This is a genomic window from Roseovarius sp. 217, assembly GCF_000152845.1.
Lineage (GTDB): Bacteria > Pseudomonadota > Alphaproteobacteria > Rhodobacterales > Rhodobacteraceae > Roseovarius.
Window position 1 is genome coordinate 50,293 of the sequence record NZ_CH902587.1, and the last position, 24,850, is coordinate 75,142.

26 protein-coding genes are annotated in these 24,850 nt (G+C 58.6%); 19 read left to right on the top strand and 7 right to left on the bottom strand.

Translation table 11 applies throughout. The features are described 5' to 3' along the window. A partial coding sequence (locus tag ROS217_RS22475; RefSeq protein WP_009820105.1) for a cation transporter occupies positions 1–599 on the bottom strand: 599 nt, incomplete at its 3' end. 83 nt (positions 600–682) lie between these two features. Further along, positions 683–1,111, bottom strand: coding sequence for a MerR family transcriptional regulator (locus ROS217_RS22480; protein ID WP_009820106.1), 429 nt, complete (start codon positions 1,109–1,111; stop codon positions 683–685). A 567-nt stretch (positions 1,112–1,678) separates the two neighbouring features. Between ROS217_RS22480 and ROS217_RS22485 the strand changes: the two genes are divergently transcribed. Continuing rightward, the gene (locus ROS217_RS22485) at positions 1,679–3,772 is read left to right on the top strand and encodes a protein-disulfide reductase DsbD family protein (protein ID WP_009820107.1); all 2,094 of its coding nucleotides are present in this window, start codon (positions 1,679–1,681) and stop codon (positions 3,770–3,772) included. Positions 3,773–3,871: 99 nt separating this feature from the next. On the opposite strand, the gene ccmI is transcribed toward ROS217_RS22485, so the two are convergent. The 4 genes from ccmI to ROS217_RS22505 are packed head-to-tail and all read right to left on the bottom strand — an operon-like array spanning position 3,872 to position 8,055. Continuing rightward, positions 3,872–5,023 carry a c-type cytochrome biogenesis protein CcmI gene (gene ccmI / locus ROS217_RS22490; protein ID WP_009820108.1) on the bottom strand — a complete coding sequence of 384 codons (1,152 nt, stop codon included), beginning with the start codon at positions 5,021–5,023 and terminating at the stop codon, positions 3,872–3,874. Next, a complete protein-coding gene (locus tag ROS217_RS22495) occupies positions 5,020–5,511 on the bottom strand; it encodes a cytochrome c-type biogenesis protein (protein WP_009820109.1) in 492 nt (163 codons plus the stop codon). Before ROS217_RS22495 ends, ccmI begins: the two co-directional genes overlap by 4 nt. Continuing rightward, positions 5,508–6,062: a DsbE family thiol:disulfide interchange protein gene (locus ROS217_RS22500; protein ID WP_441295885.1), complete on the bottom strand. Its 555-nt coding sequence runs from the start codon at positions 6,060–6,062 to the stop codon at positions 5,508–5,510. Before ROS217_RS22500 ends, ROS217_RS22495 begins: the two co-directional genes overlap by 4 nt. A 1-nt stretch (position 6,063) precedes the next feature. Beyond that, positions 6,064–8,055: a heme lyase CcmF/NrfE family subunit gene (locus ROS217_RS22505; RefSeq protein ID WP_009820111.1), complete on the bottom strand. Its 1,992-nt coding sequence runs from the start codon at positions 8,053–8,055 to the stop codon at positions 6,064–6,066. A gap of 561 nt (positions 8,056–8,616) precedes the next feature. Here ROS217_RS22505 and tnpA point away from each other — a divergent pair. The 14 genes from tnpA to ROS217_RS22575 all read left to right on the top strand — a co-directional run bounded on the left by tnpA (position 8,617) and on the right by ROS217_RS22575 (position 19,746). Next, positions 8,617–9,015 (top strand): IS200/IS605 family transposase, encoded by a 399-nt coding sequence (gene tnpA / locus ROS217_RS22510; RefSeq protein WP_009820112.1) that lies wholly within the window; start codon positions 8,617–8,619, stop codon positions 9,013–9,015. Between the two features lie 166 nt (positions 9,016–9,181). After that, a complete protein-coding gene (locus ROS217_RS22515) occupies positions 9,182–9,757 on the top strand; it encodes an SCO family protein (protein ID WP_009820113.1) in 576 nt (191 codons plus the stop codon). Positions 9,758–9,762: 5 nt separating this feature from the next. Further along, positions 9,763–10,185, top strand: a complete 423-nt coding sequence (locus ROS217_RS22520; protein ID WP_009820114.1) for a disulfide bond formation protein B — start codon at positions 9,763–9,765, stop codon at positions 10,183–10,185. Continuing rightward, complete coding sequence (locus ROS217_RS22525; protein ID WP_009820115.1) at positions 10,182–10,841, top strand: DsbA family protein; 660 nt, start codon at positions 10,182–10,184, stop codon at positions 10,839–10,841. The genes ROS217_RS22520 and ROS217_RS22525 overlap by 4 nt, the downstream gene beginning before the upstream one ends. A 28-nt stretch (positions 10,842–10,869) precedes the next feature. Beyond that, positions 10,870–11,337: a copper chaperone PCu(A)C gene (locus tag ROS217_RS22530; RefSeq protein WP_040652268.1), complete on the top strand. Its 468-nt coding sequence runs from the start codon at positions 10,870–10,872 to the stop codon at positions 11,335–11,337. Beyond that, complete coding sequence (locus tag ROS217_RS22535; RefSeq protein ID WP_009820117.1) at positions 11,337–11,963, top strand: SCO family protein; 627 nt, start codon at positions 11,337–11,339, stop codon at positions 11,961–11,963. The genes ROS217_RS22530 and ROS217_RS22535 overlap by 1 nt, the downstream gene beginning before the upstream one ends. Next, complete coding sequence (locus ROS217_RS22540; protein WP_009820118.1) at positions 11,960–13,333, top strand: M23 family metallopeptidase; 1,374 nt, start codon at positions 11,960–11,962, stop codon at positions 13,331–13,333. The genes ROS217_RS22535 and ROS217_RS22540 overlap by 4 nt, the downstream gene beginning before the upstream one ends. Before the next feature lie 3 nt (positions 13,334–13,336). Further along, positions 13,337–13,795 carry a DUF411 domain-containing protein gene (locus ROS217_RS22545; RefSeq protein WP_009820119.1) on the top strand — a complete coding sequence of 153 codons (459 nt, stop codon included), beginning with the start codon at positions 13,337–13,339 and terminating at the stop codon, positions 13,793–13,795. A gap of 22 nt (positions 13,796–13,817) precedes the next feature. Then, positions 13,818–14,603, top strand: a complete 786-nt coding sequence (locus ROS217_RS22550) for a ZIP family metal transporter (protein ID WP_040652270.1) — start codon at positions 13,818–13,820, stop codon at positions 14,601–14,603. After that, positions 14,584–15,078, top strand: coding sequence for a signal peptidase II (gene lspA / locus ROS217_RS22555; protein WP_009820121.1), 495 nt, complete (start codon positions 14,584–14,586; stop codon positions 15,076–15,078). Before ROS217_RS22550 ends, lspA begins: the two co-directional genes overlap by 20 nt. Continuing rightward, entirely contained in the window at positions 15,075–16,646 is a 1,572-nt protein-coding gene (lnt, locus tag ROS217_RS22560; protein WP_050766506.1) for an apolipoprotein N-acyltransferase, read from the top strand. The genes lspA and lnt overlap by 4 nt, the downstream gene beginning before the upstream one ends. Then, on the top strand, positions 16,646–16,813 hold the full coding sequence (locus ROS217_RS24530) for a hypothetical protein (protein WP_005641387.1): 168 nt from the start codon (positions 16,646–16,648) through the stop codon (positions 16,811–16,813). The genes lnt and ROS217_RS24530 overlap by 1 nt, the downstream gene beginning before the upstream one ends. Positions 16,814–16,837: 24 nt before the next feature. Continuing rightward, positions 16,838–18,757: a penicillin acylase family protein gene (locus tag ROS217_RS22570; RefSeq protein WP_040652271.1), complete on the top strand. Its 1,920-nt coding sequence runs from the start codon at positions 16,838–16,840 to the stop codon at positions 18,755–18,757. Next, on the top strand, positions 18,754–19,746 hold the full coding sequence (locus ROS217_RS22575) for a cytochrome c oxidase assembly protein (RefSeq protein ID WP_040652273.1): 993 nt from the start codon (positions 18,754–18,756) through the stop codon (positions 19,744–19,746). Before ROS217_RS22570 ends, ROS217_RS22575 begins: the two co-directional genes overlap by 4 nt. A 243-nt stretch (positions 19,747–19,989) precedes the next feature. Here ROS217_RS22575 and mntR read toward each other — a convergent pair whose 3' ends face one another. Continuing rightward, positions 19,990–20,460 carry a manganese-binding transcriptional regulator MntR gene (gene mntR / locus ROS217_RS22580; protein ID WP_009820125.1) on the bottom strand — a complete coding sequence of 157 codons (471 nt, stop codon included), beginning with the start codon at positions 20,458–20,460 and terminating at the stop codon, positions 19,990–19,992. Positions 20,461–20,554: 94 nt separating this feature from the next. Between mntR and ROS217_RS22585 the strand changes: the two genes are divergently transcribed. The 4 genes from ROS217_RS22585 to phnE are packed head-to-tail and all read left to right on the top strand — an operon-like array spanning position 20,555 to position 24,847. Further along, on the top strand, positions 20,555–22,435 hold the full coding sequence (locus tag ROS217_RS22585; protein WP_009820126.1) for a cytochrome c peroxidase: 1,881 nt from the start codon (positions 20,555–20,557) through the stop codon (positions 22,433–22,435). Beyond that, entirely contained in the window at positions 22,435–23,310 is an 876-nt protein-coding gene (locus tag ROS217_RS22590) for a phosphate/phosphite/phosphonate ABC transporter substrate-binding protein (protein WP_009820127.1), read from the top strand. Before ROS217_RS22585 ends, ROS217_RS22590 begins: the two co-directional genes overlap by 1 nt. Beyond that, complete coding sequence (locus tag ROS217_RS22595) at positions 23,307–24,089, top strand: phosphonate ABC transporter ATP-binding protein (RefSeq protein ID WP_009820128.1); 783 nt, start codon at positions 23,307–23,309, stop codon at positions 24,087–24,089. The genes ROS217_RS22590 and ROS217_RS22595 overlap by 4 nt, the downstream gene beginning before the upstream one ends. After that, positions 24,089–24,847, top strand: a complete 759-nt coding sequence (phnE, locus tag ROS217_RS22600) for a phosphonate ABC transporter, permease protein PhnE (RefSeq protein ID WP_009820129.1) — start codon at positions 24,089–24,091, stop codon at positions 24,845–24,847. The genes ROS217_RS22595 and phnE overlap by 1 nt, the downstream gene beginning before the upstream one ends. The last annotated feature ends 3 nt before the right edge of the window (positions 24,848–24,850 follow it).

Below are 24,850 nucleotides of genomic sequence, written 5' to 3' on the forward strand. Positions count from 1 at the left end.
TGGTCGTCATTGTGCTTTGCCTTGTGGTGTTCACCATGCGCGTCTTTCAGGATTCCGACGCCACCCCAGGCCGCGATACCGGCGACAATCACGCCCACCACAAGGTCCGGCCAGTTCGTACCGAGCCAGGCCACGAGCCCTCCTGCGGCGACGATTCCGAGATTGGCCGCGAAGTCGTTCCAACTGAACGTATTCGCCGCTCGGATGTTCACGTCTGGATCGCGAAGCCGCGCCAACAACCAAACGCAAAGTGCGTTGATCGCCGCCGCTACCAGCGCCATGATGATCATGATGATGCCAATAGGATCCGATCCGCCAACGTAGCGGCGCCAGGCGTCATAAAGGATGCCAAGGGCGAAGAGGATCAGCAGGCCGCCCGAAACATTAGCCGCTCCGCTCTTCCATGTGGCGGAACGAGACAGTGCAAAGAGGCTGATTGCATAGACGAAACTATCCGACAGATTGTCGAGCCCATTGGCGATAAGCGCGCTTGAATCGCCGAATGCGCCCGAGGCGAAGAAAGCGATTGCCAGCCCGATGTTGAGACCCAGCACGATCCAGAGTGTGCGTCTTTCCGATGCGTTTTTCTGCTCCGCCATGCCGGGTGTCCCATTTCAGTGAATTGCCAATGAGTAACTAACACCGGGCTTCTTGTGTTCCGATCAAAGGTGGTCAAAATAGCTCAGGCGCCAATGTCCTCATGCTCTGTCAGGCATTCGGAATGGTCGCGCAGCACCTCGAGCACACGGCAATCAGAAGTCTGTCCGCCGCTGCACTCATGCACCATCCGCTTCAACTCCGTGCGCAGCGCCTCTAGCCGAGCCAGTCGTTGCTCCACTTGCTTAAGCTGTCGACGGGCAATTGCATCCGCCTCTGCGCAGGACTTTCCTGGATGGTCGCTGAGATCAAGCAGTTCGCGGATCGCATCCAGCGAGAACCCCAGTTGCCGTGCGTGCCGCACGAACGAAAGACGGTCGAGTTCGGCATTGCCATAGCGGCGTTGGCCCCCCTCGGTCCTGCCGGGCTCAGGCATGAGCCCGATCTGCTCGTAATATCGGATGGTCTGCACTTTCGTTCCGGTCTTCTTCGCAAGCGTCCCAATCGTCAGCATTTCAGGCTCTCCACATTACCTACAGTGGGTGTAGCTTTATGCAGTGCGCATCACAAGCTTCACCTGAGTTTCACAGATCGGTGATTGTTGGCCGATCGATGACAATCGCGCTTGAACCTACAGTAGCTAGAGGATGTAGACCCACAGAAACATAGAATCAATTTCGGGCGGAGCGGTGTGAGGCTTTCAGGTCTTCAAAATGTATTGTGGGTGCTTGCGGGCGTGGCCGCGTTCGTTTCCATCTGGCTGTTCCTGTGGGCTGACTATTGTATCGCCCAGCTTCGACTCTCGACAGGCTCCCTATCGGAAGTACCGTGAACAGCTGGTTGATGACTGAACTTTAAGGGGCCCTAGCCTACAAATGCGACCACATGGAGAGCGGATCAAATTTGTTCTCAAAAGAACGGCTGTTGTACAGGAGGTTCAAACGAACAGCGCTGTTGCCCAGTTACTCGGACTCTTGGATGGGCTCACTGCACAAGGGGTTGACGGCGTCAAAAGGCATTAGGAAATAGCACGTTACAGGAACTTCCCGAGACCGAGCGCGAAGAAAAAAGAGGTCAGAATATGCGTATAGCCTTGTCAGGATTGCTTGTCAGTCTCGCACTCTTTCTTGTTTTAGTGGCAAGCCCTGTTCGCGCCTTGGAATCCAATGCATATCGTTCCGAAGCACTGACTGCGCGCTTGATCGTCGCGGAAGCGGGAATCGCCCCAGGGTCGCGGTTCCTTTCGGCGGGTTTGAAGATTGAACTGGAGGAAGGATGGAAAGCGTACTGGCGGTCGCCGGGCGAGGTTGGCCTGCCGCCGGAGATCGATTGGGAGGAGTCCACAAACCTGGAAGACGTCGAAATCCTTTGGCCTGCACCCACGCGGTTCCGAGCCTTCGGAATTGAAAACTTCGGCTACGCCAAGCAAGTGACATTTCCGTTACAACTGCAGCTTGTGAACTCTGATAGGTCAGCCGAGCTGAAGGCAATCGTCAATCTGCTGATCTGCTCCAATGTGTGCGTTCCGGAAAGGTTTGAACTGACTCTCCCTGTTCCATTGGGATCCGGCGTCGACGCTAAAGCCGCGACCGAAATCGCGATATGGGCCGCTCGCGTACCTGTCGCAGGAACAGAAAGTGCAATAGCGATCTCGGGCGCAGCGCTGAAGCAGGGTCAAGCTTTGGTTATTCAGATGACGCGGCCTTCTGGCTGGAACAATCCCGATGTTTTTCCAGAATTTGGTGCAGGCACTGTATTCGGCGCGCCCGATATCCGACTCACAGATGATCGAACAGGTCTTTGGGCAAGCTTCCCAATTCTTGCGTTGAGCGAGGAACAATCCTCCCTTCGAATTACCGTCGTAGACGAGGACGTCGCGGTGACATTCGATGATGTGAACACCACCGACTTGGCGCCTTCTCCACCCTACGTATCCGAAACCAGTCAGGATAACGTTAAGTTCTTCCTTATTATACTGCTGTCTTTCCTGGGAGGTTTGATCCTGAACATAATGCCGTGCGTCTTGCCGGTTCTATCGATTAAATTCGGATCGGCGCTCCGAAATGAGGATCGCTCCGTCTCACAATTGCGCGCCGGATTTCTCGCCACGGCTGGCGGAACTGTTGCTTTCATGTGGGTGCTGGCCTTTTCGATCATAACGCTTCAGACGCTCGGATATGCCGTTGGATGGGGTATGCAATTTCAGAATGCATATTTTCTGATCGCACTCATCCTCGTTGTTGGACTCTTCTCAGCAAACTTGTTCGGAATTTTTGAAGTGTCCTTGCCAAGTAGCTGGATGGCTCGGCTATCTGGCCGCTTTGGGCGGGGGTATGTCGAAGACTTCTCCACCGGCGCACTGACTGCGGTACTTGCAACGCCTTGTTCCGCCCCTTTGCTGGGAACAGCCATTGCCTTCGCCCTTTCCGGCACGGCAGGAGATATACTTGCGGTTTTCACGGCGATGGGGATTGGGCTTGCACTGCCATATATTCTGACTGCCGTTTGGCCTGGTTTCCTCTCCCGACTGCCCAAACCGGGACCCTGGATGATGAGCTTAAAGATTGTTCTCGGATTGTTGCTTGCCGGAACCGTTGTATGGCTATGCTGGGTCTTGATTGGTGTAACGTCGCCAACCCTCACAGGCTTGGTGCTGTTGGGCCTTGGGCTTATCGTACCGACTGCAAGAGCCTATCAGGTCCAGCCCCGTAGAGGTTTGCTGTGGGGGATGACCGCAATTTTAGGCATGACATTGGCGGCCCCTGCACTGCTGCCTAATAGGCCCGCTGACGCAACAAACTCAAGTGCTTCATACTGGGTCGAGTTCGATCGGTCCCGGATCGCGCGTGAAGTGTCGCAGGGCAAAACTGTATTCGTGGACGTTACTGCGGATTGGTGCATTACTTGCAAAGCAAACAAGACGCTGGTCCTGGATCGTGAACCAGTTTTTGGAGCACTTGGCGGGGAAGGCGTGATTGCGATGCGCGCGGATTGGACGCGACCGGACGCGACAGTCCAATCCTATCTCGAGGCGCACGGCCGATACGCAATTCCGTTCAACATCGTTTACGGTCCAGATGCGCCTGAAGGTATCATTTTATCCGAATTGCTATCCGTGGATGCCGTTCTCGAAGCGCTGTCGACTGCTAATCTCAGCGCTGTCCCAAAACGATGAAACGGCACCGTTGCATTGCTCAAGAGAGGCAGAAATTGCAACGGTTTGGTTTTAGGAGAGGAGAAAGTGCTCTTGTATCGGTGACCTCGTGGCCCAAATCTATTTTTTGATCCGATCCAATCGGGCCGTGATAGCGGCACGCGTAGGATCGGTTTCCGGAAGGCTTTCTGCCAAGTTGCGCGCTTTGTTGGCAGCGTTCTGAGCAGCATCAATGTTGCCCAATACACTGTACGCCTCCGCAAGCCGAAGCCATCCTTCAAGATTGTCTGGGTCATCCAACAATCGCGCCGCCAAGCGGTCAACCATGGAGCGGACAAAAGCCCTGCGCTCCTCGACTGGCATATTCTGGGCGGCCTCGATGTCGGCCGCGCTGGGACCACGCACATCCTGCGGTTCTGGCAGAAAGTCAGCGAGATTTACAGGATATTTCTCGACCTGTTCTCCCAACCGGTTGGCGAAAGAGACGAAAACCTCCATCCACGGATAGGCGCGATCCGCTCTCTTGAGACGATCGATCAAAAGCGCCCGAGCTTCATCTGGAACCCCATTCTGTTCGAGGGCTTGGGCCCTGAAGAAAATCGCGCCCGGATCGTCAGCGTCCATCTCTAGTGCCCGTTCGATCACTCTTTCCGCTTGCGGCGTCACCACTCCGTTCTCGGCTGCGATCAGAGACTCGGCAAACTGTAATAGAGCAGCAATACCCGCATTATCGCGAACGGCGACGTGTTCGAATGCATCCACGGCATCATTGTAGCGAGCCATGCGCATGTAGGTCTGACCGAGCAGAAGCCAACCATCGCTTGGTCCACCAGACTCGTCTGCTTCAAGACGAGTTTTTAATTTCTGGGTCAACTCTGCGAGGTTTGCGGCTTCCAGGATTTCAGATGCGCGAGACGCCAGAGGCTGGCTTTCGATGTGCGGAGAGCCGATTTGCGAATACAGAGCGAAGGCGACCAACGGTACGACAATGGCCGATGCGAGGATGGTGCTTCGCCCACTTGCGCACGACGACCTGCGTATCGCAAGCCGACCAGCGGCCAGAATGCGCCGTTTGATTTCAACCTTTGCCGCAGCGGCTTCGGTACCGGAAATCAGGTTCCGCTCTTGATCAGCATCAATTTCGGAAAGCTGATCCTTGAGGATTGCCAAAGCCCCATCCTTTCTGTTCAGGCCTTCGCCCGTTCGAAAGAGACCGGACAAGAACAGGAGGGCAGTGATGGATGCCATCGCGCTAAACACCAACCAAATCATGGATATTTCTGTCCTTCATCTTTATGAAAAATGGCCTCGAACTCACGCTCTTCATCTGGACTCAGTGGATCAGTAGCGCCATCAAGAACCGCAGTGCTTCGGCGCCGGAGTGTGACTAGAACAACACCAATCCCAATGGCAAAAAGAACTGCAGGTCCGAACCACAACAGATACGTAGCGGGTTTGAGCCTTGGTTGGAACAGGACGAAATCACCATAGCGATCTACGAAAAATGCGGTGATCTCGCCATCTGTATCACCTGCAATCAGGCGTTCGCGCAGCAACGTGCGCATTGTTCTGGCAACACCTGCATTTGAGCTGTCGATATCTTGATTTTGACAGACAACGCAGCGCAGTTGCTTTGAGAGCTCCCGGGCGCGCATTTCCAGCACCGGATCATCCAACAGCTCATCGGGTTCAACTGCCCACACAGATGATGTCGCGGAAAGCGCTAGCACCAGCACCAGTGAACCGAGCCAACCTTTCATGATTGACCACCTGCTGCGGCCAACGCAGCACGAATTTCAGCCTGTGCCTCTGGCGTCACGATGGGACCAACATAGCGATAGACAACGATCCCCATTCCATCGATCACAAAAGTCTCCGGCACGCCGGAGATACCCCACTCAATCCCGACGCGGCCTTCGCTGTCTGATCCGATCCTCTCATAGGGGTTGCCAAGTTCATCCAGCCAATTGGCTGCATCTGCTGGTTTGTCCATGTAGTTGATCCCCATCAGCCGGATACCGTCCTGTTCGACAAACCGGGAGAGCACCGCATGCTCAGCACGGCATGGCACGCACCATGAAGCGAATACATTGACCAAAAACGGCTCGCCAATGCTGCGAAGGGCTGCGGCTGAAAGGCCGGGTGTCTTCGTGCCATCTACTGGTGGCAGTTCAAAATTCGGTACTGGATCGGAGATTAAAGCAGAAGGAATTGCATTAGGATCTCGGTCAGGGTTGAGTCCCCAGAACAAAAAACCACCCAAGACTACTGCGACCAGCGCAGGGATCGCGAGAAGGATTTTCTTCATCATATCATTCCGCCGGCTGAAGCGCAGACGACTGGCTCTTTGGCGACGGCGCTCCCACCCGCAACCTGCGATCCGATAGCGAAAGGGACCCGCCAAGCACCAGCATCGTGGCTCCGATCCATATCCAGTTGACCAGTGGCTCGTAGAGAATGCGCAAATTCCATTCGCCCGACGCCGTATCGGCCGCGGGCTCACTGATGGTGACGTAGAGATCTCCGACGAGGGTTGATCGGATTGCAGATTCGGTTGTGGAAGTGCCCGCGACCGGATAACTTCTGCGCTCCGGATGCAGCTTCGCAATCTCACTCCCATCTTTCAAGACGCGAAGCTGGCCTTGTTGTGCGATGTAGTTTGGACCACGCAACTGTTCGACGCCGTCGAATATCACCTCAAAACCGGCAATTTCCACGGTCGTCCCCGGTTCTGCGAATAGCACACGTTCTTCCTTCCAGGCAGTTGAACCTACGAACCCAAGCACAAGCATTGCAACGCCAAGATGCGCGAGGGTCATACCGTGCGCAGCGCGCGGCAGGTTGCGCGCGCGACGCAGAGACTGAGAAAGCGGTAGATCAAAGAGCTTGATGCGCATTGCCCATTCGCGCAACGTCGCAACAAAAACCCAGGCGGCAATCCCTATTGAGACCACAGCAAGCAGTGGCCCGTCTGTTTGAAAGTACCAAACGATCCCTGCAACACCAATCGCGACACCAAAAACCCAACGCAGCCGCTGCCAGATTCCGGGCAGATCAGCGCGTTTCCAGGAAAGGAACGGGCCAACTCCCATGATGATGACGAGGGGCAGCATGAAGGGAATAAACGTCGCGTTGAAATATGGTGGACCAACTGATATTTTTTCTTCAGTCACCGCTTCCACAAACAATGGATAGAGTGTTCCAAAAAGAACCGTCGCTGTTGCGGTCGCAAGCAGAAGGTTGTTGAGCAAAAGCCCAGCCTCGCGGCTGATTGGCCGAAAGACGCCACCCGATCCAAGCTGAGGCGCGCGCCATGCGTAGAGCGTCAGAGATCCCACAATTGTCACACCAAGAAGGCCGAGAATGTACACGCCGCGCGCAGGGTCAACCGCAAACGCGTGAACAGATGTCAAAATGCCAGACCGGACGATAAATGTCCCCAGAAGTGACAGTGAAAAGGTCAGGATCGCCAGAAGTATAGTCCAACTTTTGAACGTATCCCGCTTTTCCGTGACAATAGCGGAGTGCAGAAGTGCAGTGCCCAGAAGCCATGGCATGAAGGATGCGTTTTCAACCGGATCCCAAAACCACCAGCCGCCCCAGCCAAGTTCGTAGTAAGCCCACCAAGAGCCGAGGGCGATCCCTGCAGTGAGGCTGATCCAGGCCGTCAATGTCCAGGGCCGCACCCAACGTGCCCACGCAGGATCCACCCGACCCTCTATCAGAGCCGCGACTGCGAAGGAAAATACGATAGAGAAGCCGACATACCCGAAATATAAGAGTGGGGGATGCATCGCCAACCCGATGTCCTGCAGAAGCGGGTTGAGATCCGTGCCATCTAGAGGCGGCGGGAAAACCCGATCAAACGGATTGGACGTGAAAAGCATGAAGCTCAGGAAGCCGATGCTGATCCAGGCTTGAACGGACAACGTTCGTGCCTTGAGACCCGCCGGAATGTTTCTGCCCAGCAGCGCGACTCCAGCCCCGAAAATAACGAGAATAAGAGTCCATAGAAGTAGAGACCCTTCGTGGCTGCCCCAGGTGCCCGCAACCTTGAAGAGCATCGGCTTCAGCGAGTGGGAATTCTCCACTACGTTGCGGACTGTGAAGTCACTGACAACAAAAGATCGCATGAGTGCGCCGAACGCTATGGCAACCAGCGTCACCTGAAGCGCGGCAGTCGTTTTGGCGCTTTCCATCCAAAGCACGCGCCCAGTGCTTGCCCCGACAATCGGCAGGATGCTTTGGACCATCGCGACAGCAAGCGCCAAGATCAGTGCGAATTGTCCGATTTCAGGCGTCATTTTTCTATCTCCCTGAGTAGCGCTTCTGCATCCTAGCCGGACAAAGTTCCCGCATCGGCTGAATTCAGCATGATCTTCGAGTATCCCATTGCGCTTCGGTGGATCGCAAATGGGGTGAAAGCGGGCGGAAAACCAAGCGGGTTGAAGTATTTCGTGCTTGCATGCCGTGAGCAGGACCCCATCAATGATTCGCAACGTTCATAGCTCCTACAGTAGCTGTAGGTTCAAGCATTATTTTGAACTGATAACTTTGAAAATGACCCATGCTTGCAGTGCATCTGATTGTCAGCTTAATGTGTGCGGGACCGTTTTCCTCAAGCATCTGACTCAGTGGAATCTGCTCGGATTTTCCCTTGATGGCCACCCTTAGAGTCAGACGAAATAGGGGAAAACTGAGTGTTGGCAGGTTTTGAAGCGCTGAATAGTGAACATTGACTTTCCACCTAATGGATCGAAGCCACCGGCTTCCAGCCGGTCCGCTTCCGCGAATCTGTTCTGATCTTCCTCCCCGGAATTTGAAGCCCCGAAGGAGTATGGCTTCAAATTCCGGGGAGGAAGATCATGCGCTACTCGTCATCCGCGCACACGCGATTTTATCACAGATACCATGTCGTGTGGGCTACGAAGTACCGGTACAAGGTTCTGCATGGCGCAATGCGCGAGCGGATCCGTATAATCATCATCCAGACTTGCGACGAACTGGGTGTCCATATCGTAAAAGGCGTTTTGGCACGCGATCATGTCCACATGTTCCTGTCTACTCCGCCGAAGTTGTCCCTGTCCGATGTCATGCAGCGCATCAAGGGCCGCTCATCCCGCCGAATCCAGATGGAGTTCCCAGATCTGCGCAAGCGGTACTGGGGCAGACGCTTTTGGGCGCGCGGCTATTTCTCCACCACATCGGGGAACGTGACTGACGACGTCATCAAGCAGTACCTGGAATTACATTCCTCCAAGTGATGCCTCCGGCGTCAGCCGGTGGTCCTTCACTTCACAGGTGCGTGACGCGCTGTCGCAGATGCAGAATCATGCTTGAACCTACAGTAGCTAGAGGATGTAAACACACACAAAACATAGAATCAATTTCGGGCGGAGCGGCGTGAGGCTTTCAGGTCTTCAAAAGGTATTGTGGGTGTTTGCGGGCGTGGCAGCGTTCGCTTTCATCTGGCTGTTGCTATGGTCCGACTATCGTGCCGACCTTGCCCGAGCCGAGGATGAACCACCGCTCTTCGCTGATTTCGAACTGACCGATCATCGCGGCATGATCCAAACGGAGGAAGATTTCAAAGGTCGCTGGATGTTGGTCTTCTTCGGCTTCACCAATTGCCCCGACGTATGTCCGACAACACTGTCCGAAGTCGCGGCCGTGATGGAGGGCTTGGGCGACGAGGCGGCAAAGGTCCAGCCGATTTTCATAACGATTGATCCGGAGCGGGATACGCTGATGGCACTTGCCGAGTATGTGCCCCTGTTCGACGCAGGGATCATCGGGCTGACCGGCACGCCGGAGCAAATCGCCGCAACATCCGAGACCTTCCCAATTTTCTTTGAGAGGATCGAGGAGGCCACCGCGCCGGGTGGATACACAATGGGGCACACATCGCACCTGTTTCTTTTTGATCCGCGGGCGGGCTTCGCCAATTCCTGGCCCTACGGCACACCCGCCGAAGAGATCCTTGCGGATCTGAGAAAGAGGATCTGATTGCCATGACCCGCCTTTCCGGAGAAGCGGCCCTTGTTCTTGCTTGGATCATTGCGCTTATCGCATCGCTTGCCGTGCTCTTTATTGGCGAGGTGCTTGGTCAAACGCCTTGCGTCCTTTGCTGGTTCCAGCGCGCCTTCATGTTCCCCCTGGCTATCGTTCTTGGGCTCGGGCTGTGGTGGCAGGATCCCCGCGTGGGGCGCTATGGCGTTGCGCTGGCGCTTGGGGGGGCGGCAGTGGCGTTGTATCACATCGGCCTCTATGTCGGGCTGATCCCCGAGGCGATCCAGCCCTGCACGGCGACCGGCCCCTCTTGTACCGACGACAACCAGGTGGTCTTCGGCATTCCGATTCCGCTGTTGGCGCTTGTCGCCTTCACGATGATCGGGATGCTGTCGGCCCTTTCACTGAAGGAAAAACAAACATGAATCGACGCGGCCTCGTTCTATCCGTTCTGGCTGTTGGCGCCGCAGGTTTTGGCGGCGCGGCCTGGTATGCCACCCGCCCCCAACCCATGGCAGAGGCAGTCCCTGTCGCGCCCGAAGTGAACGATGTGCTGATCCGGCCCTATTCCCCGATCCTCGGCCCCGAAACGGCACCTGTCACGATTGTCGAGTTTTTCGATCCAGCTTGCGAGGCATGCCGCGCATTCTATCCCGTGGTCAAAGAGATCATGGCTGAGCACGGTGATGCGATCCGTGTCGTAATTCGATACACCGCGTTTCACGGGGACGCTTCGGTGGAAGCGATCCGTGTTCTCGAAGCTGCGCGGATGCAGGATGTGTTCGAACCCGTGCTGGAAGCGGTCCTGCGCGAGCAGCCGCGATGGGCGTCCCATGGCACTCCGGCACCGGGTTTGATCCTTGAGATTGCCGCAAGCGGTGGTCTGGATGTCGAAGCTGCTCGGACACAGATGCTGGCCCCCGGTGTCGTGGCGGTGCTCAATCAGGACCGCGCTGATGTCGAAGCGGTAGGCGTGCGACAAACGCCCACGTTCTTTGTCAACGCCAAGCCATTAGACCCGTTCGGTGAGGCCGAACTGCGGCGACTGGTGGCTGCGGAAGTTGCGGCCAGCCAAAGTTGATGCTCGGCCAGATACAGGAGAATTCTTCATGACAAAACGATCTTACATCAATGGTTTGCCCCTTGTCTTGCTACTCTCGGGCATGTCGACTCCGGCATTTGCCGGTTCGGAGGATGTGGTCGTCGAAAACGCGTGGTCCCGTGCTTCAATCGGGGTCAACCGCCCTGGTGCGGCCTATATGACTGTGCGCAACACCGGTGAAGACACGGTCACGCTGACCGGGCTTACAACACCACTGGCCGTGATGCCCCAGATCCATGAGACGAAAACCAACGCCGACGGCGTCAGTTCTATGGCGCCTGCTGACGAAATCACGATTGAACCGGGCCAAAGCGTAGCATTGGAACCGGGAGGGCTGCACGCCATGCTCATGAAGCTGCAAAACCCGATGATCGAAGGCGAGACCTTCCCACTGACACTGACGTTCTCGGACGGTGGTGAAGTGACTGTTGAGGTCCCAATTCTGGGGATCGCCGCGCGCGGGCCGGAGAGCTGATGCAGCGTCGGCATGTGGTCCAATACGGTGCAGCCGGTGTAGGCGCTGTCGCTCTGATGCTCGGCGTCGGCTGGTGGCGCGTGGACGGTCCCGGTGCACCAAAACCGGCCGGCCAAAGGCCTCTCCCCCTGTCGGCGATGGATTTCCGACTGACCGATCACGAAGGCAATGAAGTGGGCCCGGAAACCCTGATCGGACGCCCGACCATGGTGTTTTTTGGGTTCACCTACTGCCCGGATGTCTGCCCCACGACGTTATCGGATATCTCAGGTTGGCTTGAAGATCTCGGGGACGAAGCCGCGCGGATGAACGTGGTCTTCATCACAGTCGATCCGGAGCGGGACACGGTCGAGGCCATGGCCGAATATGTCGGCTATTTTCATCCGGCTATTCGCGGCTGGACTGGGCCGGCAAACCAGGTTGCCCGCGCTGCAGAAGGATTTCGTGCCTCGTATGAGCGCGTCCCGACCGAAGGCGGCGACTATACAATGAACCATACGGCAAGTGTATTCCTGTTCGATGCCAAGGGTGAACTCGTCACCATGATTGACTATCACGAGCCAAGAGAATTCGCAGTGCCGAAGATCCGGCGTGCACTGACAGAAGTCGTAGAGGGGGCAACATGAAGATTAGAATTGTTTTGGCGAGCGCTGTGGTCGCAGGCGCTTTTTCGCTGACCGCCATCGCCATTTCTGGCGTTCTTTCTAAAGAGCCAGTGCCTCCTGCGATTGCTGAAGCGACCCTCTGGACTCCCGATCCGCTCTCGATGCCTCAGATCGCCGACTACGATGTGACACCGCCCGCTGCATTTCACGCCGACAATGCTAGCCCAATGCGACCTCTGCCGCTCTTGCAATCTGTCTTCGCAGAAACCGCCTTGCCCGAGATTGAACCGCCTTTGATCACCTGGTCGCGTGAGATCGCGTCGGGCGAGACGCTGGATGCGGTCCTGGCGAACGCGGGTATCGCTGCGCCTGCGCGTGCCGAAATCGCGCTCGCGCTTGGTGCAGAATATGACCTGCGCCGATTGCGCCCGGGCCATGAGATCACTGTGATCTCAAAGGTGGACGGAAATCCGAGCCGCGTGGAACTGGCAGTTGACGATGGGGTGCGGATCGAAACGGTCTTTGGTCAAGAACTTGTCACACGCGTGTTGGAGCCAGACCCTGAAATGGTGACGTTCGCGGGCGAGGCAGTGATCGAAAGCTCTGTCTTCGCGGCTTTGGACAAGGCGGGCATCCCTGCTCGTTTTGCGGTCGACATGGCGCAGATGCTGGGCGGCACAGTAGATTTTCGACGCGAACTTTCCGGTGGCGAGACGATGCGTATTCTTTGGCGCGAAGCCCGCGACGGAAACGAGAGGATCGGTCAGCCCGAACTTGCCTTTGCCACACTGGACCTTGGTGAAACGGTCTACGAGATCGTCTGGCCGGATGACGGCAGCGGTGAAGCAACGATCTATGTCGATGGAGAGGTCCTGCGTGTCTTTGCCCAACCGGTGGAAGGAGCGCGGCTGAGTTCCGTCTTTGGCCGTCGCAGACACCCGGTCTATGGGAATGTGCGCATGCACACCGGCGTCGACTTTGCTGCGGCCCGCGGTACGCCGGTGAAAGCGACAGCACCCGGACGCGTGAGCTTCATCGGACGTCGTGGTGGATATGGCCGGGTGGTGGAGATAGCGCATGGATCCGACACCCTGACACGATACGCACATCTCAGCGAGGTGCCGGACACACTCGAACAAGGGCAGCGCGTTTTGGCCGGAGACATGATCGGTCGCGTCGGTGCGACCGGCACCGCGACCGGCCCAAATCTCCATTATGAGGTTCTAGTCGATGGTCGCCCGACCGATCCTCTCTCAGACGACAGACTGGCAGAGGCGGCCGAGCGGGATGCGGATGACACGGCTGCACTTGAGCGATTGGCTGAGGCACGCTCGCTACTGGCCGAGAGGCTCACCAGCGAATTTGTGCAAACAACAACCGAAAGGCTTTAATCCATGAAACGACTGGCTCCCGCCCTTGCAGTCACGCTGGCCTTGTTTCCCGCAGCGCAAGCGGTCGCCGATGCGATCCAGATTGATGTCCGGAAGACAAACGGCTGCGGCTGTTGTCTGTCCTGGATGAAGCACCTCGAGGAAAGCGGATTCGCGCCGACAGGCGAGGACATGTTCGGGGGATCTCTTGTGCGCTTCAAACTCGACAATGGCGTGCCTCAGCGCATGGTCTCCTGCCATACGGCTTTGGTCGACGGCTACGTGATCGAAGGACATGTACCGGCATCAGACATTCAGCGTTTGTTGGATGAGCGTCCAGATGCAGTGGGGTTGGCGGTGCCCGGAATGCCCTATGGATCGCCGGGCATGGGACCGGAAGACGATCGAGAGGCTTATGAGGTCTTCCTGATCCGCGGCGATGGATCGACCGAGATCTTTAGCAGTTATTCGGCCGCTGACTGACGTATCGACGAGACCTCAACGCTTGGAACCCCTCTCCCCAATTACCCTTGGCTTTCTAGGAAGTCTGGCCGCCGGATCGCTGACAGCGGTCGGGGCGATCCCCGTTCTTTTCGGGCGCATCCCATCCCGGGCTACACGCGATCTGCTACTTGGCTTTGCAGCGGGTGTCATGCTCGCTGCATCGTTTTTCTCGCTGATCATCCCGGCTCTCGATGCAGCCGAAGGACAGTTCGACAACGGTGCTCTCCCGGCGGCCATCGTTTGTGTTGCTATCTTGCTTGGCATGGGCGCGGTCGCTCTGATGAACGAACGGCTGCCGCATGAGCATTTCAAGTCGGGGCGGGAAGGCCCTGACTCTGCTTCGCTGCGCCGCGTCTGGCTCTTCATCATCGCGATCACGATCCACAATTTCCCCGAAGGACTCGCCGTTGGTGTCGGGTTCGGGGCTGACGGTCTTTCTGGTGGCTTGCCGCTTGCGATTGGCATTGGGCTGCAAAACGCTCCCGAGGGTCTCGCCGTAGCGGTCTCATTGCTTGGTGAGGGATATTCCAGGCGCCGTGCGTGGGGCATTGCCGCCCTGACAGGTCTTGTCGAGCCGGTAGGCGGGCTTCTTGGGGCTGGGATCATCAGCATCTCGCAGCCGCTGTTGCCATGGGGCCTCGCCTTCGCCGCCGGGGCGATGCTCTACGTCATCAGCCACGAAATCATTCCCGAAACCCACCGTTCTGGCCATCAAAACAGGGCGACACTCGGTCTCGCGGTTGGCCTGGTGATCATGTTGTTCCTCGATGTATGGCTGGGAGGATGAGATGAAACAGTCCCATTTCCAAGGTTTCTTTGCGGCTGGAACTGCTTTTCTTGTCGATCAGGTGACAAAAGCAATTGTCGTCGCCAATGCGGCAGATTTGAGCGCCGGAGTTCCGGTCTTTCCCGGTTTCAATCTCATCTACCTGCGCAACGATGGCGTGACATTTGGATTACTTGGTGGAGCGCCATGGTGGAGCCTTACAGTGTTGGCCCTCGCGGTCTGCGGCTGGTTGACTGTCATGTTATTGCGCACTGACAACCGGGCCGAGGCTATCGCCTATGGTGCGATTATCGGTGGCGCGCTCGGCAACGTCCTCGACCGCATCCGGTTTCGGGGTGTGACGGACTTCCTCGATTTCTATGTCGGATCCACGCATTGGCCCGCCTTCAACATGGCGGATGTTTTCGTGGTCAGTGGCGTGGGCCTACTGCTCATAGCCCCTTGGTTGAGCGCCAAGTTGAAAACTGGCACATGATGGCGGGCTTGCGACCACTGACGGGTCGTGGCCGTTACATTCCCCTGCGATCAGGGATTAGCTTTGCAGCGGGCGGTTTAACGGTTTTAACCCTTCCACCATTCTCATGGCTGATCGTTGTTCCGGTCGCCTTCTCAGCATTCTTTCTCGTCCTCCGGCAGGTTTCGACAGCGCCCGCCTTCTTCATCGGCTGGGTCTTCGGAATGGGCCAGTTCGGGTTTGGAGTTTCCTGGATCGCCGAGAGCTTCTACGTCGATGCCGAACGTTTCGGTGCCCTTGCGATCCCGGCAGTCGCGGGACTGTCCGCCGGACTGGCCATATTCCCGGCGATTGCGGCGATGTTATTTGCCACCATCATGCAGCGCCGTGCTGTCGGCGGCATTACGGCAAGTCTTCTGCTTGCAACCTGCTGGGTTGCCGCAGAATGGCTGCGCGGTCATGTCCTGACGGGGTTTCCCTGGAACCTTGCCGCTTATGCTCTTGTCGAACATGCCGCCCTGCGCCAACCGGCCGCCTGGGTCGGAAGCTATGGGCTAAGCTTTCTCACGGTCTTTATCGGGCTGTTGCCCGGTGTGTTGATTGTGGCGGCACCAAACAGACGCGTGCCTGTTCTCGTGCTCTTCGCCGCTGCGGTGATGGGCCTCTGGGGTGGCGGCGCGCTGCGTTCAGGGACGGATGTGCCGCCGACGGACATCGCTTTGCGCATCGTCCAGGGCAATGTGCCGCAAGTCGAGAAGTGGGCACCGGGCAGCCGCGAGCGAACGCTGGAAAAATACCAGGGCCTGTCTGCGCAACCCGGACGCTTCGACCTGCTGCTGTGGCCGGAAACGGCCTTTCCCGGTTTTCTGGACGAGGACACCGTAGCGCGCACGCGGATATCTACAGCTTTGCCAGACGGCAGGATCCTTTTGACAGGTGTGCCTGACCGCGTAGAGGGCGATGGGGGAACTCGATATTTCAACACGGTTCAGGCCTATGACGGCAGCGGCGAAATTCTGACGGGATATGCAAAACATCATCTTGTTCCGTTCGGGGAGTATGTGCCCTTGAGAGGCTGGCTGCCGATCGAGCGGCTGACCGAAGGTTTGGGCGATTTCACGCCAGGACCAGGACCACGTACGCTGGCGATCCCGGGTGCGCCTCTGGTCGCGGTGGCGATCTGTTACGAGATCATTTTTCCGGGCCAGGTGGTCGATGACCTTTTTCGCCCCGACTGGATATTCAACGCCACAAATGATGCCTGGTTCGGTACCAGCATCGGCCCCGAGCAGCACCTCGCCTCCGCGCGCATGCGCGCGGTCGAAGAAGGGCTTCCTGTGGTCCGGGCGGCCAACACGGGGATTTCCGCGATAATCGACGCCAAGGGAGAGATCATCGCGCGCCTCGAGATCGGACAAACTGGAGTAATAGATGCCAGCCTGCCGACAGCGCTTGCGCCCACACCTTACGCACGTTTCGGTGATTGGACATCGCTGGCGCTCATCTGTGCGGTCTGGGCCTTAGCCTTTACCGTCGGATCGGCCAGACGACGTTTCAATTCAGAAAAATCAAAATCGGAGGAATCGTGATGCTGGTGCTCGCAGGCTTTGTCGGAGGGGCGCTCTGGGGTGGCTATCTGGCGCAACGGCGGAAAGGGAACCGCCTGGATATACTTCAATACGCGACAGGCTTCGGTATTGCTTTCGGCCTACTCGCTTTTTTCGCCTCGGTGATCCTCTTGCGCATCACGTCTTGAGATTGCTTTGGCACCGGCAACGAATTGAAACGACTGTTCAACATATTACTGTACTTGCTCCTGGCGATTTTTGCATCAGGACTGGCCGTATCCGGTGTCGTCTACTTTCTTTTGCGCGCCTCCGTCCCCGACTATGACGAGGATTTCAGTGTTGCGGGAATCGAAGGTCCAGTCGATATTCTGCGAGATGCTGCGGCCATACCGCACATTTCTGCAGACTCCGCTGCGGACGCCTATTTCGCGCTTGGTTTCGTTCACGCTCAGGACAGGCTTGGCCAGTTATTGAGGGCAAGGCGGGCAGCGCAAGCCTTGTTGCCACTTGACCAGACGATCGAAGTCGAGCCTTCGACAGCCCAAGCGCTCGACGCATATGCCGCTGGTGTCAACGCGTGGCTTGGTCTGGTATCCGAAGGCGGGCGCGGCAGAGGCTCACCCGATCTGTTGATCGCGGATGAGAGAATGATCGCTGCCTGGAGACCCGTCGATAGTCTCAGACTTGCCCAAGCGTTTCTGAACGATCTTCAACCCGAGAGACGCCAGAGTGACCTGTCCGGCTTGTCAGATCGACCTCTTTTGCCCGAGCTGTTTGTGACCTCGCCCAAGGTCAGCCTCGATGCTTGGGCGTTGCCTGGAGACAGAACAGCTTCGGGAGCACCAATTCTCGCCGCCGATATACGTGGCCCCTTATCGCTGCCTTCTGAATGGTACCTGGCGGATATTCAACTCCCGACCGGAGCCGCGATTGGGGCTACAATGCCGGGTGTGCCCTTCATTGTCGTCGGTCGCAGCGAACGCGTCGCTTGGGCGTTCCGATCTCTGTCACTGACTGCCCTTAAAGAGCCAGTGAGTCCCACCGCTGCCAAGGCCGGCAATTTTCTGATGATGCTTGACCGTCTGGCGCGGTCCGCCGATGTGAACGATGCTATGGACGCAAGCATGAACCTGGCACCAGCCGGATTGGAGATTCTTGCCATCGGCCGAGAAATCCTTGCTCGCTGGCCTGACAGGGAGGTCGAAACGCCTTTATCGTTTCGAGACGCCCGTCTGGCAGCTCTTGATGTGCGGCAACCGATATTCTCGGTCGAGGGCGCGATTGCGGCGCAGCGCGACACGGTCAGCACTGCCGCGCGGGCGCTTCTTCCTATAATGGCAAAAGAGCTCTGGTTCGTGGGTTCCGCAGGCGCTCTCGAAGAGAACCGCGCAGATGAGCTTCGCGGCGATATTCTGGGTCAACTTGCCCAATGGAATGGCGACATGGATCGCTTTTCACCGGAACCGCTCGTGTTCTGGGCCTGGGCGCGCGCGTTGCAAAAACGGATACTTCAGGATGAATTTCCATCCGCGACAACGGTCTGGGCCAGGCCAAATGCCGATATCCTATTTGCGGTGCTTTCAGATCGCGGAGGGAGCGCAATCTGGTGCGACATCCGCCCGTCCACCCGCATCGAGACCTGCCAGGATCAGGTTCGTGCGGCCCTGGATGATGCCATCGGCTGGCTTGTCGACCGCTACGGACCCGATCCGTCAGATTGGGTCTGGGGCGAAGCACACGCTTTGAATATGGGGTGGGCGCCAATCCGATCGAGTGGGATCATCAGCGATCTGCTGTCTCTCGAAGCCCCATCTTCGGGCGATCCATACACACTGATTGCAACGCTGTTCTCTTCTGACAATGACCGCCCCTTCGCGGCCAGCGCGGGCACCAATTTTCAGGCGGTCATGTCGTTTTCGGAAGAAGCCGGATCCTATTTCATCGCGCCAGCCGGTCAGTCCGGCCACCCGCTCTCACGTTTCTATGAAAACCTTTTTCTCATGTGGATGCAGGGCAAATATCTCACGATGTCCACTGATCTGTCCTTGGCCCGGGGTGGCGCTGTGGGAACATCCCGACTTTCACCGGTATCCGTCGATACGCCGACAATACAAAATGACAGGAGCCGATGATCACTTACTTCCTCCTTTTCGACCCGTTTGGGTATGCGATTTCGCCAGTGTCCCTTGTTTCCGTCAGCTTGGCCGCATGGGTCTACATGCGCGGCCTCGTGCGATCCGCTCGCATTCGCGGGACGGTGTCTATGTGGCGGCAAGCCCTGTTCCTCGCTGGCTTGACCTGCATTCTCGCGGCCACAAATGCGCCTCTGGCTTCGTTGGGGCATAGCCTCTTTTCGGTGCACCAAGTGGAGCACCTTCTCCTCCGCCTTGCAGGACCACTACTCTTCGCGGTCTCTCAGCCGTGGCGATTATTGCAAGCCGGTTTGAACAGACGGTGGCGTCGATACCTCGACGCTCTTGGAAAATCTTTTGCATTTCGGTTCTTGGCACATCCGGTAACCGCCACTGCCGCGCTCATCACGTCGCTCTTTATCTGGCAGATTCCAGTGCTTTACGGACTTGCTCAGCGCATCGCGGCGATCGAGGTGTTCGCCCATTTTGCGATGGTGCTGGCAGGGATCTGGTATTTCGGCATGCTCTTCGACCCGAGAGATCCCCCTGAGGGCGCGAGGCGCGGCGCAAGGCTGATCTCCGGTTTCGCGGTGATCGTTTCAAACATTTTTCTGGGTTCCTTGACGACACTCAAAGAGGTGAGCCTCTATGCTTCCTACCAAACGGCGGGAACCGGGTTTCTCGATCCCCTGTCCGACGAAACCATGGGTGGCTACACGATCTGGGTCCCGTCCTCGATGCTGATGATCGCCGCGATCATTCTGGTCATGAACGGGTGGAACGCGGCCGAGGTGCGTCGCTGGAATTCACGATACGAGTTGGTGCGAGGGTCAAACTCCGCGGCGCTCGAGTTTCCGGAAACGGCCGAAGAATTGCGTCTGAAAGTAGCAGAGCCAAACCGCGACATGGGCCGGACGCTCGCCATAGGTGCCTTGGTCATGTTCTTCATCGTCATGACGACGGTGGTGACAATTGTCTATGCGCTTTGAACAGAGGAGCAAATCAAAGGTTGTATCCACGTCTTTTCCCGCGATCGACATTTTCGCTGCACCGTCGTCGCAGTCAGGGATTTTGGGCACACTATTTCGGGCTGGCCAAGCTCAGAGGACACGAACGATTTTCTGCACTAAAGTTGACCATCAGAACAAATGCCAACCCACCAGCCTTTGACTGCTGACGCCGCCGCCTCCTGAGTCTTGCTTTGCTGAATTTCGCGAGAACTTGATGCTGCGCTACTTGCCGCTCTGAGATTGCAGGAGGGCGTGTTCGAAGGCCTCCAGCGTGGTCGTGCTGACGTGATGCTCGATCCCCTCCGCATCGCGTTCCGCAGTCTCTTCGTCGATTCCCAGGCTGAGGAGAAACGCGACGACGATCCTGTGTCGTCGGCGGCAGGCCTCGGCCAACTCCCGACCGGCATCCGTGAGGAATATGGCGCGATAAGGTTCCCGCCGCACCAGGCCAGCAGCTTTGAGCCGCGAGATGTTCTTGGTCACGGTCGGCGGCTTCACTCCAAACCGTTCGGCGATCTCCACCGGCCTCGCCTCACCGCGCGACTCGATCAATTCGGCGATCAGTTCAACGTAATCTTCCGCCATTTCGCTCTCATGTGCCTGACGCACGGTCGCGAACCCCTCAGCCTGTGCTTCGGGAGCCCTGTCGACAGTTTCGAACGGTTCATGTTCCTGTGATTGCAGCTTTGTCATACTTGGGACTTTGCAGGGAAACTGCAGGATTGACAACTTGTTTGCTTAGGGTAGATAAATTAGCCATGTCTAACTTTTGAATTCGGAGACTGCGGTGATTCAGAAATTCCTTGGAGCGTTCATTGCCGCACTCGCAAGCGCGCTCGTCCTGTCCGGACCTGTCGCTGCGACGCCTGCCAAGGAGGCTCCATGGCTTCCCGAGGCGGCGGCCTACCGGCTGACTCTCTTCCTCGGAAATCTCAAACCGCTGCCTTGGGATGACGTCGGGACCGCCTGGGCCGAACCCTACCGGGGTTCGGAATTCTCTGTCGGTGCACTAGCATGGCTGGACGGCAGCAGCGACATCGGACCCGCCCCCCTTCTGGACGCCATCACTCGCGAGGACCGCCAGGCGGTCTTCGCCGAGGCGACGCGGCTGATAGCGCGCCGGATCGACGAGGAACTGGACCGGGCAGTCATGGCCGACGACCCTGCACGTGCGCAGCAGGCCGTGCGGACAGCTCGAGAACTCTATCGCGCGTTCGCGGACGGTATCGCGACTGCTGATCCCGACGCTTCGAGACGCATCGGCCTCGCCTGGCTGGAACTCAACAGCAGCACAGGCTCCGCCGGTGTTCTTGGTGCTGGTGCCACACCCGCGAGTCGCAAAACCATGGAAGCCGCGCGCGAAGTCATCTCCCTCTATCTCGCCGAGAATTTCCTCGTTGACGATTTCGCGCCGCGCCGGACGCTGAGCGCGCTGCCGGAAACTGTTGTCCAGAGTGGCCGCACCATCGAGGTGCCGCCTAGCCTGCCGCCGGGGTCTGACATCTTCGATCAGGATCCGCTGCCGCGCCTCGTCCTCAATTTCGAGGAGCAGGGCATCGACGAGACCGACCTGCCTTTGGTGGCCTATGGCGACATGCTGTTCGACAGCGCGCAAATCTTTGGCAATCCGGCGCAGGACCTCGGGGTTGCTTGTTCGACCTGTCACAACCGCTCGGACGTTAACCAGCGGCTTTTCATTCCGGGTGCGAGCCATCAGCCAGGCGGGATCGATGTCGATGGCGCCTTCTTCAACCCGATCTTCAATGACCGGCGCGATGATCCGATTGACATCCCCAGCCTCCGTGGCCTGCGCTTCACCGGGCCCTACGGCCGCGATGGCCGCTTCGCCTCCTTGCGCGATTTCACCCGCAACGTCATCGTCAACGAGTTCGGCGGCGATGAACCGACGCCCTTCATGCTGGATGCTCTGCTCGCCTACATGCGCGAATTCGACTTCCTGCCCAACTCCATGCTGACACGGGATGGTCAGCTGACCGAAGCCGCTCCCGAGGCCGCGCAGCGCGGCGAAGCGATCTTCAATACGCCCTTCGCGGCGCTCGGCGACCGTTCCTGCGCCAGCTGCCACGTCCCGGACACGAACTTCCTGGACCGGCAGGCCCATGATATCGGCTCGGTTGCGTCGGCCTACGATGGCGCCCGCACCGGTGCGATGGATACACCCACGCTGCTCGGCACCGCCTACACCGCACCCTATTTCCATGACGGGTCTTTGCCGACGCTAGCCGCTGTCGTGGACTGGTTCGACGAATCGAAAGCGCTCCGGCTGACCGCTGCGGAAAGGGCTGACCTGACTGCCTATCTGGAGACCGTGGGCGCAGCGGACGAGCCCTATGAGGCGTTCGACGCCGAGAACACCGCCTTCCGGCTGGCATTCTCCGAACTTACGACATTCGCCTCGACGCTTGATACGCTGCTGCCGCAGCGGGATGCAGAACACATCCTGCTGCTGACCGACACCGTGGCCGTGGACCTTTCGGCGGACGCCAGCACAATGTCGAACCTGGCTGCGCGGCCTGAAGTTTACATGTTGGCCGAACGTCTGGCCGAGGTTGGTGACGCCGTTCGTGCTGATGACTGGGTGGCCGCCGAAACAAGCTGGACCGCGTTCAGGACCGAAGCCGACGCAATCGCAGAAAGGGCATTCTGATGGCGATCCATATGAACCGCAGAACGATGTTGGCGCTGGCCAGTGCGGGCGCAGTATCGCTCGCAACCCCGCTGGCTGCGCAGGACACTGCGTTGCGGCTGGCTTTCATCCCGCAGGAGAACCCCGAGAAGCTTCTGGGCGACATTGAAGCCATCACCGGCTGGCTGGCTAGTGAGATCGACGTCCCCGTCGAAGGGTTCGTTACCATCGACCATGCAGCGGCGGTCGAAGCGCTGCGCAATGGTGACGCGGATATCTCTTTCATGGGCGCCCTGCCCTTCGTTCTGGCCGAGGCCGAGATCGGCGCGGTGCCGCTTCTCTCCGAGGTCTACCGCGACGCGCCGAGTTATACGGGACGCATTTTCGTGCGTCGCGACAGTGGCATCGGCGCGCTTGCAGACCTGCGCGGACGCGACATCGCATTCGCCGATCCGATCTCGGAATCGGGCTATCTCTACCCGCTCGCCGAATTCGTCGAGGCTCGGCTGATCGACGGCCCAGGCGCGGCGGAGGCATTCTTCGGCCGCGTCTTCTTCGCAGGCGGCTATCAGCAGGCCATGCAGGCGATGGCCGAAGGTCTGGTCGACGCTGCGGGTGCCAGCCAGTATGCCGATCTGCTCCTGACGCCGCAGCAGCAAGCAGAGGTGACATGGATCGCGGAAAGCCCGCCAATCCCGAGCCATGTCGTGATCGCGCGACCCGGGTTGGATGCCGAGGTGCAAGACCGCTTCACCAACGCGATGCTGCGGCTCAACGAGCCCGAGAACCGCGACAAGCTGCGCTATCTCTACGGGCCGGACGGCTATGTCAGGGCCGACCCTGCCGCCTATGACGGCGTGCGCGACATGGCACGGCGATATGGGCTCCTGGAATGACCACCGCCATCCGGATCGACGACCTGAACTTTGCCCATCCGGGCGGGAGTGTTCCGGCGCTGGAGCGGGTCTCGCTTACGATTTCGACCGGCGAAAGCGTCGCTTTGCTTGGCCCGTCCGGGGCAGGAAAAACAACGCTGCTGGCATTGCTCGACGGCAGGCTTCAGGGCTGGCGCGGGCGCGTTTCAATCTTGGGTGCGCCGCTCGATCCCGACCAACCGCCGCCGCGCGCAAGCCGACCTGATACCGGTTTCGTGTTTCAGGAATTCGCCCTCGTCGAACGCTCCACGGTTCTGCGCAACGTGCTCAATGGCCGCCTAGGGCGGATGGCGCCCCTGCGCGCCCTGCTGGGGTCGCCAACGCCACATGATCTCGACATGGCGCGCACAGCCCTCACCGATTGCGGCATTGCCGATCTCGCCGAACGCCGGGTCGACAGTCTCAGCGGCGGCCAGCGGCAGCGCGTGGCCATTGCGCGGTGTCTCGCGCAGGAGCCACGGCTGATCCTCGCCGACGAGCCGGTGAGCAACCTCGACCCCACCCGCGCTGGGGAGGTCTTGGCGCTGCTGACCGGGGCGGCACAAGCGCGCGGCGCAACGGCGCTGTTTTCCTCGCACCAGCCCGACCTGGCGCGGCGTTTCGCGGAGCGCATCATCGGCATGCGGAACGGGCGGATCGTGTTCGATGTGCCGACATCCGAGTTGCAGGACGAGGCGACGGCGGCTCTCTACCGGGAGGCAGAGCCGCTGCCCGGTTCCGGCCTCCGGGCGGTGTCCTGATGGGCCACCGCAGGTTCGGCGGCTTCGCGACCAGCACCCTGATCGCAGGCGCAATCCTCTGGTCCTTCGCCACGACCGATGTCGAATTGTCGCGTCTCGTTTCGGCCGGTCCGCGGATCGCTGACTTTCTCGGGCGGATGTTCCCGCCCGATCCGACAGTGATGGCCGAGATCAGGAAGGGCAGCGCGGAAACGCTGAGAATAGCGATCCTCGGTTCCCTCGGCGCTGTGATCCTGTCGATCCCTCTGGCCATCCTCGCCTCCGAGACCATGGTCTCGCGCATGGTGTTCGGCCCTGTGCGCGCGCTGCTGGCCTTTATCCGGGCCGTGCCGCTGATCCTCGTGGCCATGCTTATGGTGGGCGCTGTCGGGCTCGGGCCGCTGCCCGGCATCATCGCGGTCGCCTTTCATGCAACGGGGATGCTCGCCAAGTTCTATGCCGAGGCGATCGACGGCGTGTCCCGCGCGCCGATCGCAGCACTGGAAAGCGCCGGCGCCGGACCGCTCGTGCGGCTCAGGCATGCGATCTGGCCGCAGATGGCCCCAGTCATTGCCCGCGACACGATTTTCCGGTTCGAGTTGAACCTGCGCGAGTCGCTGATCCTCGGCATCGTCGGCGCGGGTGGGATCGGCTTCTACATCCAGACCTACGTGAGATCCTTCCAGTATGATAAGGCCGCCAGCGTCACGATTGCGGTCGTCGTCATGGTCATGGCCATTGAGGCGATCAACGTCGCACTGCGGCGCCGCTTCACCTGATCC